Genomic DNA, 15,512 nt, shown 5'->3' on the forward strand with positions numbered 1-15,512 from the left:
TTCTGCTTTGTTCGCAATATCGATGCGGGGCTGGCCTCGTGCTAGACAGGCCGAAGCGCGACATCCCTGTCTTTAGCGTTGCGGATCGACACCCATGTCGGCCGACTGCCGCCGCAAGGTCTCGCGATCATGCTTCGACGGCGGCAATAGCAGCGGGTCGACCGTATCGGGCACGGTTTCGACCATCTTCCTGGCGATACGATAAGTGACATAGGCGAAGGCGCCGGCGACGAGCAGACGGAACATAGTGCAACACTCCTTTGGAGTAGAACCAACCGGGGAAACCGCCTTTGGTTCCCTTGCCAATCGTCCACGCGCGCAGTCGAAGATGGAGGGTGGTTTCGCCAGCGCTCCCCGATGCATTCTCGAGGCAACCGGAGGCGGAACTTGGCGTTTGCGGGGTTCGCGTGCTGCCGCAACCCGCTGTGGCGTCCCGGACGGACTTTTGGAGAAGAAGGCCGGCGCCGCTTGGGAGGAGTGAAGCGCCGGCCAAGCGGATAATTAGGTCCGCCGCACAGGTAAGGCTAGCTGAGTCTTTCCCCTGCGTCATCGGGGGATTATCTTTGTTAAAAGCGTACCGAGGCGCACTGCCCTATCGGTCGCCGGTCCGTCACAAGCTTGTCCTGGCCAGCATCCCGGCAATCTCCTTCATCTTCCCGCCTCGCCGCCCAGTCGTTGCCTGACCAGCGCGACATGGAAATTCGTGCCGAACAACAGCCCGTCATCGTTGAAGTCGTAGCTGGAATTGTGCAGCGGCGCCGAGCCCTCGCCATTGCCGAGGAAGACGAAGCAGCCCGGCACATGGTCGAGGAAGCGGGCGAAATCCTCGGAGGCGGTCATCGGCTCGCGAGCGACGGCGATGTTGCCGGGTTCGAAGACGTGCCTTGCGGCGGCAAATGCTGCATCGACCATTTCAGCATCGTTGCGCAGCGGCACGAACTCCCTGCTGTAATTGACCTCGGCCGCGACATTGTAGGCGGCAGCGGTGCCCTGCGTAATGATGCGCATCTGCCGCTCGATCTCGGCGCTGACCTCGGGGCGGAAGCTGCGCGCATCGCCGAGGATGCGGGCAAGGCCGGGCAGAGCGTTGCGGGTGCCGTCGGTGATCAGCTCGGTCACCGAAACCACCGATATGTCGGCCGGGCTCGGCCGGCGCGAGACGATGGTCTGCAGATTGGTGACCAGCGCGCAGGCGGCGACCAGCGTCTCATTGCCCGCATGCGGCCGCGCGGCATGGCCGCCGAGCCCTTTGAGCACGATCTCGAAGATATCCTCGGCCGACATTATGGGGCCGGCACGGGTCTCGAAATGCCCGATCGGCAGGCCGGGCATGTTGTGCAGGCCGAAGATCTCGTCGAAGGGAAAGCGCTGCATCAGCCCATCGTCGAGCATGGCGAGTGCGCCCCTGCCCCATTCCTCGGCCGGCTGAAAGACGAAGCGCACGGTGCCGTCGAAACCGCCCTCACCTGCCAGCAGCTTTGCCGCGCCGAGCAGCATGGTGGTGTGGCCGTCATGGCCGCAGGCATGCATGATGCCAGGATTGCCGGATCGGTAGGATGCATCCGATTGCTCTGATATGCGCAGTGCATCCATGTCGGCCCTGAGCGCAATCGCCCGGTTGCCGCTGCCGCGCGTCAGCGTGCCGACGACGCCGGTGCCGCCGACGCCTTCGGTGACATCATCGAGGCCGAACTCACGCAATTTAGCGGCGACGAAGGCTGCGGTACGCTTCTCCTCGAAACCGAATTCGGGATGCGCGTGCAGATCGCGCCGCCAGAAAATCATTTCCTGCTTCAGCGCATCGCGATCGAGTTCAGACATTTTCCGCCCCTTCTGACCTAGTTTGCCAGTTGCGCGGCCACATCAAGCAGGATGTTGGCCCCGGCAACAAGCTCGGCATCTTCGGTGTGTTCGCGCGGACTGTGGCTGATGCCATCGGCGCTCGGCACGAAGATCATGGCCGCCGGTGCGATGCGCGCCAGCATCTGTGCATCGTGGCCGGCGCCGGACGTCATGCGCCTGACGCCAAGGCCACGGCGTTTCGCGGCCGCCTCGATTCGTTCGACGATGCGAAGGTCGAAGATCACCGGCTCGAAGCGAGCCAGTTGCTCGACCGAGATCGTCACGTTCTCATCGGTGGCAAGCTGCTCGAGATAGGCGGCAAGCGCCGCCTCCTCCGCCTGGAGGCGCTGTTCGTCGGGGTCGCGCAGATCGATGGTGAAGACGGCGCGCGAGGGAATGACGTTGATGGCATTCGGCTCGAAGCGGATCGTACCCACGGTCGCCACCGTCGGCGCGTTCGAGGCTTTGATCCGGTCGAGCAGGAAGGTGATGATCCGGGCGGCAGCGTGGCCGGCATCGTTGCGCATCAACATCGGCGTGGTGCCGGCATGATTGGCGACGCCCTCTATGGTGATACGCTGCCAGGAGATGCCCTGCAGATTCTCCACCGCGCCGATCGGCAAACCTTCGCGTTCCAGCACCGGCCCCTGTTCGATGTGCAGTTCGAGATAGGCGTGCGGCTTGAGGAAGCCGGGCTCGCTGTCGCCGGCATAGCCGATGCGGGCGAGTTCCTGCCCCAGCACGCTGCCGTCCGTGCCGACGGCCGCCAGCACCGTTTCGGCATCGATGCCGCCGGCGTGGACCAGCGAGCCCATCATGTCGGGCGTGTAGCGTACGCCCTCCTCATTGGTGAAAGCGGCGACCGCGATCGGGCGCGACGGCGAAAAGCCTGTCGCCTTGAGCGTCTCGATCACTTCCAGCCCGGCAAGCACCCCGTAGCAGCCGTCATAGATGCCGGCATCGATGACGGTGTCGATATGCGAGCCGATGAGCAGCGGCGCCTGCCCGATACTTTCCGGGCTTTGCCAGGTGCCGAATATGTTGCCGACCCGGTCGATGGCGACATCGAGCCCGGCCTGCCGCAGCCAGCCGACGAAGAGATCGCGGCCCTGCTTGTCGGTGTCGGAGGCGGCCAGCCGGATCAGCCTGTCCTCGCCGTCGCGACCGACGGCACCGAGTTCGCGGATACGGCCAAGCAGGCGCTGTGCATCGATCGCGATCATGCCGTTGCCTCGGCTTTCATCTTGCCTTCCAGCACATCGGCCGGGCTCATGCCAACCAGCTCGGCATAGCGATGCGGGTCGGTGGCACCTTCGGTGTTGATCACCAGCACCCGCGATTTGCCGTCCAGTCCAAGCTCGGTCGGGTTGTCGGCCATCGCCCGGATCAGCCCGGCAAGACCAACACCGCCGCTTTCGCCGGCGACGATCACCGGATCCCCGGCGGCCGGCCGGGCCAGCCGCCGCATCACCGCGATGGCGTCGGCCTCATCCACCGTCATGAAGGCATCGGCGGCGCGCGCCAGCACCCGCCAGGCTACCGGGGAGGCCTCGTAGCATTCAAGCATGGCCATCACCGTCGGCCGGCCATGCGCGACCTTGACCGGGTGCCCGGCCTGGGCGGCTGCAAAAACACAGGCTGCACGCGCCGGCTCGACCACGATGAAGGTAGGCTTGGCGTCACCGAGCACGATGGCGAGATGACCGGCCAGCGCGGCGGCAATGCCACCGACACCAGCCTGCACAAAGACGTGGGTTGGTGTCCGAGGGAGCTGACGCAGCGCTTCGCGCACGATCGCCGTATAGCCCTGCATGACCAGACCAGGAATCCGTTCATAGCCCGGCCATGAGGTGTCGGACACGACGGTCCAGCCCTTCTCGGCCGAAACCTGGGCGGCCTGCCTGACCGAATCATCATAGTTGCCGTCGACGCGGATCATCTCGGCACCATAGCGGGCGATCGCCGCTATGCGCTCCTCGCTGACGCCGGCGTGGACGAAGATCGCCGCCCGCGCGCCGACGAGTTGCGCGCCTTGCGCAACGGAGCGGCCATGATTGCCGTCGGTCGCACAGGCAAATGTCATCGCCGTGGCGACGGCACCCACTTCGGGCCGATCGAGATCGGCAACATCGACGGGCCGGCCAAGCCGGTTGCCGGCCTCCTCCAGCACCAGGCGAAAAACGGCGTAGGCGCCGCCCAGAGCCTTGAAGCTGCCGAGGCCGAGGCGAAAGCCTTCATCCTTGATATGGATCGCGCTAATTCCGAGTTCGCTGGCAAACGCCGGAAGCGCATGCAGCGGCGTTTTCAGGTGATTGTCGCGATGGGAAAGAAAACGCTCGACCGTGTCAGCGCCGGCCATGCCGAGGATTTCGGCATCGGCCGGATCGAGTGGCAGGCGATGCAGAGTATTGCGATTGAGCAGGAACACTGGCGGGCCTCCTTGGCATTCGGCGAGAATATATTGCAGGATCGGTGCAAAGGGCGCTGCAATATGGCCTCCCAAATGCAAGTTTGTTTCGCCGAGGACCTCTCCATTGCCTGTATCGCCACCCATGCTCGACAGTTTCGATCTCGCCATCCTTGCCATCCTGCAGCGCGACAACACGACGCCGCAGCGGCTGATCGGCGAGGCGGTGAACCTGTCGGCGCCGGCGGTGCAGCGCCGCATCAAGCGCATGGAGCAGACCGGCGTCATCGCCGGCAATGTCGCGGTCGTCGAGCCGGCAGCGGTCGGCCAGCCGATCACCATCTTCGTCGAGGTGGAACTCGAGAGCGAACGTGCCGAACTGATCGACGCGGCCAAGGGGCAATTCTCGGCAACCCCCGAGGTTCAGCAATGCTACTACGTCACCGGCGAGGCCGATTTCATCCTGGTCATCACCGTGGCCGACATGGCCGCCTATGAGGCGCTGACGCGAAAACTGTTCTTCGACAGCAACAATGTCCGCAAGTTCCGAACTTTTGTTGCGATGGACCGGGTCAAGGTCGGGTTGACGGTGCCATTGCCCGGCTGAGCGTATCCCTGAACGGTGTGATCCGGCGCGAGACGAGCGGAGTTCTCGCCAACCTTAGCCGGCCGCGCGCAGCCACACCTTGTTGTCGTGGAAGGCAGCACCGCCATAGGGCGCCGGCGCATCGGCGCCGGTCAGAACGTTGATGCCTTCGCCGCGCTCATGGGCGCTGTTTGGCCAGATGCCTTCGGCGATCACCACGCCGCGCTTGATCCCGTCAAACAGCTTTGCATGCAGCACGACTTCGCCGCGCGTGTTGCCGACCTCGACGCGATCGCCGTCGGCCAACCCAAGGACTGCGGCATCATCGGGATGCAGAAGCAGTTCCGGGCGGCCCTCCTTGGCCTTCGACACCGGCGTTTCCGAAAAGGTCGAGTTGAGAAAATTGCGCGCCGGCGACGTCGTCAGCCGGAACGGATGCGCTTCGTCGGCGACCTCGATCAAGTCGACATGGTCGGGAAATTCCGGCAGAAGCGCCACCGGGCCGAACAGGCCCATGCTTTTCGGCGGCCGGTTGGGCGCCGCCTGCCCGGTCCAGTCGGCGCGGAAGCGGAATTTTCCATCCGCGTGGCCAAATCCATTGATGAAGTGTGCTGCCTCGAAATCCGGCTGCAGGTCGATCCACTTGTCTTCCTTCAAGCTGTCGAAGCTGCCCAGCCCGCGCTTGCCCAGGATGATGTCGATATGCTGCTGCTCGGTCAGACCAAACCCCGGACGATCGGCGACGCCAAGGCGTTTTGCCAATTCCTCGATGACGAAATGGTTGGTGCGCGGTCCTTCCGGCGGCTCGATCAGCTTGGGGCCAAGCGTGATGTGCTGATTGCCGCCGCCCTTGTAGACGTCGTCGTGCTCGAGGAACATCGTCGCCGGCAGCACGACATCGGCAAGCTTGGCCGTGTCGGTCATGAACTGCTCATGCACGCAAGAGAACAGGTCGTCGCGCATAAAACCCTGTTTCACCAGCCGCTGTTCCGGCGCGACATTCACCGGGTTGGTGTTCTGGATCAGCATCGCCGTCACCGGCGGGCCGCCATAAAGCGCGTCGCTGGCTCCGGTCAGCACCGGGCCGATGCGCGAATGGTCGAGATGGCGGATCGAGGGATCGCGCATCCTGGTGCCTTCCAGAACTTCCTGGTTGAGCTTGAAGATGCCGGAGTTGGAATGGAAGGCGCCGCCGCCCTCATATTGCCAGCTGCCGGTGACAGCCGCGATGCAGGACGCTGCATGCATGTTGACGGCGCCATTGCGCTGGCGCGCGAAGCCGTAGCCGAGGCGGAAATAGGTCTTTTTAGTCGTGCCGACGAGGCGGGCGAAGGCCTCGATCTCGGCGACCGTCAAGCCGGTGATCCCGGCCGCCCAGTCCGGCGTGCGCGTCTCGAGATGCGCTTCCAGCCCTTTCGGGTCGTCCGTGTACTTTTCGAGATAGGCGCGGTCGGCCATGCCTTCCCTGAACAGCACATGCATGACCGCGCAGGCCAGCGCGCCATCGGTGCCCGGCTTCAGCACCAGGCCGAGATCGGCCTGCTTCATCGTCGCATTCTCATAGACGTCGATGACGACGATCTTCGCGCCGCGCTCCTTGCGCGCCTTGATGGCGTGCGTCATGACGTTGACCTGCGTCACCACCGCATTGGTGCCCCAGATCACCACGCAATCGGATTTCGCCATCTCGCGCGGGTCCGGCCCGCGCAAGGCGCCGGCGCCCATCATCCAGCCGGTCCAGGCGAGATTGGTGCAGATCGAACCGAAAAAGCCGGAGTATTTCTTGGCGTGGCGCAGCCGGTCGATGCCGTCGCGCTGCACCAGCCCCATCGTGCCGGCATAATAATAGGGCCAGACCGTCTCCGAGCCGTATTTCTCCTCGGCCGCAATGAATTTTTCGGCGACGAGGTCGAGCGCCGCCTCCCAGCTTGCTTCTTTCCAGGCGCCGTCGCCCTTGGAACCGGCGCGGATCAGCGGCTTCAGCAAACGGTCGGGATGATGGACGCGGTCGGCATAGCGGGCAACCTTGGCGCAGACGACACCGGCCGTGTAGCTGTTGGACTTGGCGCCATGGACGCGGCCGATGCGGTTGCCGTCAAGCAACTCGACCTCGAGCGCGCAGGTCGAGGGGCAATCATGCGGACAGGCCGAATGGCCGATGCGAAGCTTGGCGTGTTGGTTCATGGGGCGAGGTTAACCGGTTCCGGACGCGGCGTGTAGGGCCAGATCTTACCCTCCCCTTGATGGGGAGGGTCGGCGTGTAACGCCGGGGTGGGGTGTGGCGCAGAGGGGGGGCCCCCCCCCCCCCGGGGGGGGGGGCCGCCTCAGGAGGCGCCGCCCAATTCAGCACCGCCCTGGCGCCGACACCGGTCGAAGCGACCCCACCCGACCGGCCTGGGGCCGGCCACCCTCCCCTCAAGGGGGAGGGGGATGTGCTGCGTCTGTTCGAACAGGGCTCCTACGAACTCGTCCCGCATGACAATATGCGCAAGACCATTGCGCGGCGCCTGGTCGAGGCCAAGACCACCATCCCGCATTTCTACCTGACGCTCGACTGCGAGCTCGATGCGCTGCTGGCGCTGCGCACGCAGATCAATGCGGCAGCCCCGGTGAAGAAGACTGACAAGGGCGAGGCGCCGGCCTACAAGCTGTCGGTCAACGACATGGTCATCAAAGCGATGGCGATGGCACTGAAGGCGGTGCCGGATGCCAATGCCTCATGGACCGAAAGCGCCATGGTCAAGCACAAGCATGCCGATGTCGGCGTTGCCGTGTCGATCCCGGGCGGCCTGATCACGCCGATTATCCGCAAGGCCGACGAAAAGACGCTGTCCACCATCTCCAACGAGATGAAGGACCTGGCCAGCCGCGCGCGCAGCCGCAAGCTGAAGCCGGAAGAGTATCAGGGCGGCACCACGGCGGTGTCCAACCTCGGCATGTTCGGCATCAAGGATTTTGCTGCCGTCATCAACCCGCCGCATGCGACCATCCTGGCGGTCGGCGCCGGGGAGGAGCGGGCGGTGGTCAAGAACGGCGAGATCAAGATCGCCACGGTGATGTCGGTGACGCTGTCGACCGATCATCGCGCCGTCGACGGCGCCCTGGGGGCTGAACTGCTGGTCGCCTTCAAGCGCCTCCTTGAAAATCCGATGGGCCTGCTGGTCTGATCCATCAAGCAGAAGCCGGCGCCGAATGATGCGCCGGCTTACGACAGAAACGACTTGTCAGGCGCCGACCCTTGACCCATGTTCTATCTGGATTGCGATCCAGGGAGGCCAAAATATGCCTGCATTCGACCCGTCTGACGTCAAAACCCTGTTCGGCAAGGTCATGGGCGCGTCGCCATCCGACATCAAGCTGGTGGCGCAGCGCCTGCACGACCACGCCTTCGAGCCGCGCATGTCGGCGGACGAGACCAGGCAGCTCGTCTCCAGCCTCGGCTATGACAGCCTGGACGCGTTCTGCGCCGACATCGGCTTGCCCACGCACATCGCCGAGCGGTGGAGCCGTTTTGGCGTTTCCGGCGAGATGAAGCAGGTGTTCACGCTGTTGGCGGCGCAGCGCAAGCGGGTGGCCGAGGCGGTCGCCGAATTCGAATCCATGACCCATGTTGGTGTCGAGGATTTTTTGCGCGAGCGCGGGCTCATTTAGCGGGAAACACCGGAGCCAGTCGAACCGGCTCAGCCGCCCTTGGCAAGCAGCGCCGTGGCGGTATCGCTGTCGGTGATCAGCACGTTGGTGTCGACGGCTTTCAGCGCGGCGAGGATCGCCGCGACCTTGCGCTTGCCGCCCGCGGCAAGAACGACATTAGGCACGTTGCTGACCACATCGAGATCGATGGCCATGACGCGGCTGTTGACCTCGTGGTCGACCAGTCCGCCGGCGGCATCGACGAAATAGCACAGCATGTTGGCGACCGCGCCCTTCGCTTTCAGCGGAGCGATCAGCGATGACGGCACGATGCCGTGCCGGAAGATGGTGGCGTCCGGCGACATGTCGCCGACGGTGAGCAGCGCGATGTCGGCGGTCGCCGCGCGTTGGCGCACATCCTGCAGGGCCGGCTGTGCCCAGAGGAGATCACGCAGCGAGGAATTGTCGACCGTCACCGGCGCGGTGATCTGGTAGCTGTCGACCTCGAAGACGTCTGCGACCTTGGCTGCGACGATCGATGGATTGATCCATTGCGAATGCGGCAGGCTGCCGACGAGCGCCACAACGCAGGCACGCTTCAACTGCCGGCGGGCAAGGAAGCCGAGGCTGGCATGCAGGGTCGCGCCGCCACCGATCGCCAACGTCATGCCGTCCTGCATCTGCTCGCCGAGATAGGCCGCGACGGCGTGGCCGATGGCCTTCTCCAGATGGTCATGCGCCGAAGGCGTCGGGATGACGACGGCGGCATTCAGACCCCAGCGCTTTTCCAGCTCCCGCTCGAGCGCCACCTGTCCGGCGGTCGGCGCGTTGATCATGGTGACGACAATGCCCTCGGCGGTGCACGAGGCCAGGGTACGCATGACCTTCACCCTGGAGACATCGAGCTTTTCGGCGATCTGTTCCTGGGTGAAACCTTCGACATAGTAGAGCCATGCCGTCTTGACGGTAAGGTCCGACGAGACCATCGGCAGGCGAGCCTGTCTGGGTTTTTCTGTGGTCATCGGTTCCTGTCCCTCATGAGCCGTGGCCTGCCCGGTGCTCATCAAGGAAACACCGGCCGGATGTCAACTGATGCCGGATCTTCGGCGTGTCGATTGTTGCACATTTCTGTTCATTTGTAATTGACATCGTACATATGAACATATTTTGTGGGTTTCACGCGCTGTGTCATCCACCAGTCATATGCGCCGTGCAGGGAGGAAGAGACGGGGAGCCGGCCAGAGCCGGACCGGTCATGCACAGACAAGACAGGAGGTCTCATTGAAGACGCACTTCATCAAGCTGCTGGCCAGCCAGCTGGCGCTCGCGGCAACTTTGTTTGCCGGCGTGGCAAACGCCGAAACACTGACGCTCTACACGTCCCAACCGGAAGCCGACGCGGCCAAGACCGTGGACGCCTTCAAGAAGGCGCAGCCGGGTATCGATGTGAACATCTATCGCTCGGGAACGAGCGACATCCTGACCAAGATGGCGGCCGAGTTTGCCGCCGGCAGCCCGCAGCCCGATGTGCTTCTGATCGCCGATGCGGTCTCGATGGAGCTGTTGAAGAAGGACGACCGGCTGCTGCCCTATCCCGAGGCAAAGCTCGAAGGCATCGAGGCGGATGCCTATGATGCCGGCAAGACCTATTTCGGCAGCAAGCTGATCACCACGGGCATCGTCTACAACACCGCGGCCGCCGAAAAGCCGGAGCATTGGGCCGATCTCGTCAAGCCGGCCTATGCCGACGGCCTGGTCATGCCGAGCCCGCTCTATTCGGGTGCGGCCGCCTACCTGCTTTCGGGCTTCGTCGGCGACACCAATTATGGCTGGGATTTCTTCCAGAAGCTGAAGACCAACAACACCGTCAGCGTGCGCGGCAATGGTGCCGTGCTGAAGTCGGTGGCATCAGGCGAGAAGCCCTATGGCATCCTGGTCGACTTCATGGCGATGAACGCCAAGAAGAAGGGCTCGCCGGTCGAGTTCGTTTTCCCGTCGGAAGGCGTGCCGGCGGTGACCGAACCGGTCGCCATCATGAAGACGGCCAAGAATGTCGAGGGCGCCAAGAAGTTCGTCGACTTCATTCTTTCCGATGACGGCCAGAAGCTTGCGCTTTCGATGGGCTATCTGCCGGCGCGCGCCTCGGTCGGCCGCCCCGAATGGCTGCCGGAAGGCGTCAAGGTCAAGGTGATGTCGTTCGACACCAAGGCAATCGTCGCCAAGACCGACGCCGACAAGGCGAAGTTCTCGGAACTGTTCGGCGGCTGAGCCGGCAATCCAGTCGGCATGCCCCCTAGCGGCATGCCGACTGCGAAACCCGAGCGCATCGGCTGATCGATCCCAGGAAAAGCAATCATGTCAACACGGATCAGGGAAAGCCGGGGCCAGGAAATGGTCCTGACGGCGGCGGTGGCCATCGTCATCGTCCTGCTTTCGCTGCTGCCGATGCTGCGCCTGATCAAGGAGATCGTGGCACCCGGCGGCACGCTGTCGGCCGTCGCGATAGAGGCGGGGCTCGCCAGTCCGGCGACCTGGGTCGCCACCTGGCACACACTGGTCGTCGGTATCGGCGGCACCCTGCTTGCGGTGTTGTCGGGTACGCTGGCGGCCGTCCTCGTCACTCTGACCGATATCCGCGCTCGCAGCGCCATGGTGCTCTGTTACGTCATGCCCTTGATGATCGCGCCGCAGGTGACGGCGCTGGCCTGGCTGCAATTGTTCGGCCCGGCAAGCCCGTTCCTCAAGCTGTTCGGGGCGGCACCGCCGCTCGGTACCAGGAATCCGCTCTATTCGACATCGGGCATCATCCTGCTGCTCGGCGTGCAGTATGGGCCGCTGGTTTTCCTGCTGGTGCGCGCCGGCCTGCGCAAGCTGCCGCGCGAACTGATCGAAGCGGCGCGGGCGGGCGGCGCCGGCTGGTTCACCGTGCTGGTCACCATCGTGCTGCCCTTGATGACGCCGTCGATCATGGCGGCCGCCGCACTCGCCTTCGTCTCCTGCGTCGGCAATTTCGGCATTCCGGCCTTTCTGGGCATTCCCGCCAACTATCTCGTGCTGCCGACGCTGATCTATCAGAAGCTGGCCGGCGGCGGCCCCGCCGTCCTCGGCGAAACCGCGTTCCTGTCGGTGCTGATCGGCATCATCGCCATGGCCGGTATCCTTGCCCAGGAGATCATGAGCCGCCGCCGCGACTATCGCATCAGCTCCACATCGCTTTCGGCTGAGCCATACGAACTCGGCCGCTGGCGGCCCGCCGTGCAGGCCGGCATGTGGCTGCTGATCATCGTAGTGCTGTTCCTGCCGCTGTTCGGGCTGGTTCTGACATCGCTGGTGCCGGGCTACGGCATCGCGCTCACCGCCAAGACGGCGACGCTCGACAATTATCGCTTCGTGCTGTTCGAGCATGACGCGGCCGGCCGCGCCTTCTTCAACAGCTTCTGGCTGTCGATCGCGGCGGCCTTCTTCGCGGTCCTGGTTGCCGTGCCGATCGGCTATCTGATCGCCTGGGGCAAGCAGCGCTGGGTGCGGCTGCTCAATCTGTCGGTGGAACTGCCCTATGCACTGCCCGGTGTGGTGCTGGCCATCGCCTCGCTGCTCATGTTCCTGCGGCCGATCCCGCTGACCGGCATCCAGCTCTACAACACCGTCTGGATCATCCTCTACGCCTATCTCGCCCGTTTCCTGGTGCTGGCGCTGCGGCCAACCATCAGCGGCTATCACCAGATCGACCGGGCGCTGGAGGAGGCTGCGCAAGTGGCAGGCGCCGGGCTGTTCACCCGCATGCGCACGATCATCTTTCCCCTGGTGGCGCCGGCGGCGATCGCCGGCGGCCTGCTGATCTTCATGACGGCCTTAAGCGAACTTACCGTTTCGGCGCTGCTGTGGTCGTCGGGCTCGGAAACCATCGGCGTGGTGATGTTCTCCTTCGAGCAGGGCGGCGATTCCAACTATGCGGCGGCGATGTCCGTCATCACCGTGGCGGTCACCTTCGTGCTGATGCTGGTCACTAATCTGCTTGCCCCCTACCTTCCGACCGGAGTGCTGCCATGGCGCGATTGAGCCTGGACAATGTGACCAAGAGCTTCGCCAACTTCGACGCCGTCAAGGATGTGTCGATCGACGTCGCCGACGGCGAGTTCCTGGCGGTGCTCGGCCCTTCCGGCTGCGGCAAGACGACGTTGCTGAGGCTGGTGGCCGGATTCGAGAAAGTGACCTCAGGCGAAATCCGCATCGGCAATGAGGTCGTGTCGGGCAAGGGCGGCAGCGTCGCGCCGGAAAAGCGGCGCGTCGGCATCGTCTTCCAGAACTATGCGCTGTGGCCGCATATGACGGTGGCCGAGAACATCGGCTATTCGCTGAAGGTGGCGAAGCTCGACAAGGCCGTCGCCCGCCGGAAGGTTGAAGACGCACTGGCCCTGGTCAATCTGCAAGGGCTGGGCGATCGCCGGCCGGCCAATCTTTCCGGCGGCCAGCGCCAGCGCGTGGCGCTGGCGCGCTGCCTTGTCGCCGCGCCCTCGCTGGTGCTGTTCGACGAGCCGCTCGCCAATCTCGACGTGCATCTGAGGGCATCGATGGAGGACGAGTTCGCATCCTTCCACAAGCGCACCGGCACCACCATCGTCTACATCACCCATGATCAGGCCGAGGCGATGGCATTGGCCGACCGCATCGCGGTGATGGATGGCGGGCGCCTTGCCCAGCTGGCGACGCCGCGCGAGCTCTATCATGAGCCGGCAAATGAAATGGTCGCATCCTTCATTTCGCAAGGCATTTTGCTGCCCGCGGATGTGTTGAGCGCGGAAGAAAGAGGCCACTGCAAGGTCCGGGTTCTCGGCGCTGAACTGGTTGTCCGCTGCCGGCCAGGCCAGCGGCCGCGCGCTGGCGCCAAGATCTGCTGCCGGTCGGCCGATCTCGACGTGTCGCCAGACGGTCCCGGCTTCGATGGCCTGGTCAAGCGGGTGATCTACCAGGGTGGCTCGGCGCGCATCGAATTTACACCTTCGACCTGCCCCGATCTCACCTTGCATTTCGAACAGCCCGACCCGGTCGTGCTGGAGAGCGGAGCCCAGGCGCGTCTGCGCATACGGTCCGGCTGGCTGATCCCGGCGGTGGGAGCAGTATCGTGATGATGCTCGACCTGCTCGGCGGCTTTGGCGAAAAGGGCCGCACCAGTCTTGCTGTCAGCAGCGGCAAGGATCGCATCCTGCTCGACGTCGGCATCAAGGTCGGCGCTTCGGGCGCGGACTACTATCCGGTGCTGAACGGGTCGGTCGCCGACATCGACGCGCTGTTCGTCTCGCATGCCCATGAGGATCATGTCGGCGCACTGAGCTGGCTGCTGTCGCGTGGCTATGCCGGCCCGATCTTCATGACGGCCGAGACCCGCAATGAGGCGCCCGCCACGCTCGCGAGCTATGCTGAGCCCGAGGATTTCAGGCGGTTCCCTTTTCCCGAAGACCGCATCGAATTGTTCGAACCCGGCGATACGCTGAAGAGCGGAAATCTCACGATCCGGACGGGACGCTCCGGGCATGTGGTGGGCGGTGTCTGGTTTGCCGTGGACGATGGCGAGAGCCGCGTCGCCTATTCGGCCGATGTGGTGCCGGACAGCAATGTCTTCGTTATGGACACGATCCCGCACTGCGACCTGCTTGTCCTCGATGCTTCCTATGGCGCCGATCCGGTGCCTGGGACGGCGCGGGCGCTCGAAATCTCGCAGTGGGTTGCGAGCCATTCGGGCGGGTGTCTTTTGCCGACGCCGCTCTCGGGTCGGTCGCTGGAGCTGATCGCGGCCTTGCCTGGGCCGTTCGCCATCCATGCCGGCATGCGTTCGTCCCTGGAAGCGCAGATCGGCGCCACGGCAGCCTTGTTGCCGGGCGTTTCAGCGTTGCTGCGCCGCCGCTTGCAGGAAGCAGCCGACTGGACCGATGCTGATCCCCTGCCGTCCACGCCGTTGCTGGCGGATGACGGCATGGGTGAAGCCGGCCCGTCATCGCGCCTCTTGCCGCGTGCCGACCATTCCGGTTTTCCGGTGCTGCTTACCGGCCATCTGCCGTCAGGCTCGCCGGGCGATCTGTTGCACAAGGCCGGCCGGGCGGACTGGGTGCGCATGCCGACCCATCCGACGCTGCCGGGCAATGTCGACATCTGGGAGAAGGCCGGCCGTCCCGCCGCACTCGGTCATTCCTGCACGCCGGACCTTCTCGGCGATCTGCAAACCCACATCCCGTCGCTGCGCACGCAATGCCGCACCGGCCAGCGCATAGTGGTGTCGGAGGCAAGAAAACGATGAGAATTCTGATCTGCAACGACGACGGCATCGAAGCGCCGGGGCTTGCCCGTCTGGTCAATGCGGCCGGCGCGTTGAGCGACGATGTCTGGGTGGTCGCGCCCGACGGCAAGCGCACCGCTGCCGGCTCGTCATTGACGATTGCCAGGCCGTTGACCATGCGGCGCGTCAAACCGAACTGGTACTCCTGTTCCGGCACCCCGGCCGATTGCGTGGTAAGCGCCATGACCTGGCTGTTCGCCGATTCCGAGAAACCGGGCCTTTTACTGTCGGGCGTCAACGATGGCCGCAACGTTGCCGAGGATATTGCCTATTCAGGCACGCTCGGCATTGCGCGGGAGGCGACCTTCTGGGGCGTTCCAGCCATCGGCTTCTCACGCGTGAAAAATCCTGATTTCACCGATGGCGACGACCAATGGCTTGGCGCGCTCATCGCTTCATTGTGGCAATCGCGCGCCGACTGGGCCGCTGAGGGTCATTGGCTGAGCATCAACCTGCCGACCTTGCTGCCGGCCGAAATCCGGCAGCCGCGCATCGGTCGCGACAAGATCGCTCGCAAGGCCGAGATCGTGGAAAGCGATGGCGATCATACAGTCATCACCGTGTCGCGCGGTCGGGCCCATGACAGCCAGCCGGGTGACGAGAACGAGGCGATCGATGCCGGCTTCATCAGCATCAACCGGCTGAACTGGTTTGGCGAGACACGGCTGGACGAACGGTTTCTGGACGGGATCCCGCGCCAGCGGCAAACTGGCTGA

General features: G+C 64.3%; 13 protein-coding genes and 1 pseudogene. 8 read left to right on the forward strand and 6 right to left on the reverse strand.

Annotated elements, in window-relative coordinates; genetic code table 11:
* Positions 1-72 precede the first annotated feature (72 nt).
* The 4 genes from AC0L3E_RS27550 to AC0L3E_RS27565 all read right to left on the reverse strand — a co-directional run bounded on the left by AC0L3E_RS27550 (position 73) and on the right by AC0L3E_RS27565 (position 4,270).
* The gene (locus AC0L3E_RS27550) at positions 73-246 is read right to left on the reverse strand and encodes a hypothetical protein (RefSeq protein ID WP_127321275.1); all 174 of its coding nucleotides are present in this window, start codon (positions 244-246) and stop codon (positions 73-75) included.
* A 402-nt stretch (positions 247-648) separates the two neighbouring features.
* Entirely contained in the window at positions 649-1,821 is a 1,173-nt protein-coding gene (locus AC0L3E_RS27555) for a M20 aminoacylase family protein (protein ID WP_473606067.1), read from the reverse strand.
* 17 nt (positions 1,822-1,838) lie between these two features.
* Positions 1,839-3,065, reverse strand: coding sequence for an allantoate amidohydrolase (locus tag AC0L3E_RS27560; RefSeq protein ID WP_473606068.1), 1,227 nt, complete (start codon positions 3,063-3,065; stop codon positions 1,839-1,841).
* Positions 3,062-4,270 carry a diaminopropionate ammonia-lyase gene (locus AC0L3E_RS27565; RefSeq protein ID WP_128308697.1) on the reverse strand — a complete coding sequence of 403 codons (1,209 nt, stop codon included), beginning with the start codon at positions 4,268-4,270 and terminating at the stop codon, positions 3,062-3,064. The genes AC0L3E_RS27560 and AC0L3E_RS27565 overlap by 4 nt, the downstream gene beginning before the upstream one ends.
* Positions 4,271-4,376: 106 nt before the next feature.
* Between AC0L3E_RS27565 and AC0L3E_RS27570 the strand changes: the two genes are divergently transcribed.
* The gene (locus tag AC0L3E_RS27570) at positions 4,377-4,856 is read left to right on the forward strand and encodes an Lrp/AsnC family transcriptional regulator (protein WP_473606069.1); all 480 of its coding nucleotides are present in this window, start codon (positions 4,377-4,379) and stop codon (positions 4,854-4,856) included.
* Between the two features lie 54 nt (positions 4,857-4,910).
* Here AC0L3E_RS27570 and AC0L3E_RS27575 read toward each other — a convergent pair whose 3' ends face one another.
* Entirely contained in the window at positions 4,911-7,019 is a 2,109-nt protein-coding gene (locus AC0L3E_RS27575; protein WP_473606070.1) for a molybdopterin-containing oxidoreductase family protein, read from the reverse strand.
* Between the two features lie 164 nt (positions 7,020-7,183).
* On the opposite strand from AC0L3E_RS27575, the pseudogene AC0L3E_RS27580 reads away from it, so the two are divergent.
* Positions 7,184-8,002: pseudogene (locus tag AC0L3E_RS27580) on the forward strand (2-oxo acid dehydrogenase subunit E2); the annotation flags it as partial.
* Positions 8,003-8,117: 115 nt separating this feature from the next.
* Positions 8,118-8,486 carry a hypothetical protein gene (locus AC0L3E_RS27585; RefSeq protein ID WP_473606071.1) on the forward strand — a complete coding sequence of 123 codons (369 nt, stop codon included), beginning with the start codon at positions 8,118-8,120 and terminating at the stop codon, positions 8,484-8,486.
* A gap of 29 nt (positions 8,487-8,515) precedes the next feature.
* Here the strand turns inward: AC0L3E_RS27585 and AC0L3E_RS27590 are convergent, their stop codons facing one another.
* Positions 8,516-9,487: a sugar-binding transcriptional regulator gene (locus AC0L3E_RS27590; protein ID WP_127330019.1), complete on the reverse strand. Its 972-nt coding sequence runs from the start codon at positions 9,485-9,487 to the stop codon at positions 8,516-8,518.
* 259 nt (positions 9,488-9,746) lie between these two features.
* Between AC0L3E_RS27590 and AC0L3E_RS27595 the strand changes: the two genes are divergently transcribed.
* The 5 genes from AC0L3E_RS27595 (at position 9,747) to AC0L3E_RS27615 (ending at position 15,512) form a co-directional block, all read left to right on the forward strand.
* Positions 9,747-10,733, forward strand: a complete 987-nt coding sequence (locus tag AC0L3E_RS27595; protein WP_473606073.1) for an ABC transporter substrate-binding protein — start codon at positions 9,747-9,749, stop codon at positions 10,731-10,733.
* A gap of 87 nt (positions 10,734-10,820) precedes the next feature.
* Positions 10,821-12,524, forward strand: a complete 1,704-nt coding sequence (locus AC0L3E_RS27600) for an ABC transporter permease (RefSeq protein ID WP_473606075.1) — start codon at positions 10,821-10,823, stop codon at positions 12,522-12,524.
* A complete protein-coding gene (locus AC0L3E_RS27605) occupies positions 12,512-13,591 on the forward strand; it encodes an ABC transporter ATP-binding protein (RefSeq protein ID WP_473606077.1) in 1,080 nt (359 codons plus the stop codon). Before AC0L3E_RS27600 ends, AC0L3E_RS27605 begins: the two co-directional genes overlap by 13 nt.
* Positions 13,591-14,757, forward strand: coding sequence for an MBL fold metallo-hydrolase (locus tag AC0L3E_RS27610; RefSeq protein ID WP_473606135.1), 1,167 nt, complete (start codon positions 13,591-13,593; stop codon positions 14,755-14,757). The genes AC0L3E_RS27605 and AC0L3E_RS27610 overlap by 1 nt, the downstream gene beginning before the upstream one ends.
* Positions 14,754-15,512, forward strand: a complete 759-nt coding sequence (locus AC0L3E_RS27615) for a 5'/3'-nucleotidase SurE (protein ID WP_473606078.1) — start codon at positions 14,754-14,756, stop codon at positions 15,510-15,512. Before AC0L3E_RS27610 ends, AC0L3E_RS27615 begins: the two co-directional genes overlap by 4 nt.

The sequence above is a fragment of the Mesorhizobium sp. WSM4822 genome (assembly GCF_055811155.1).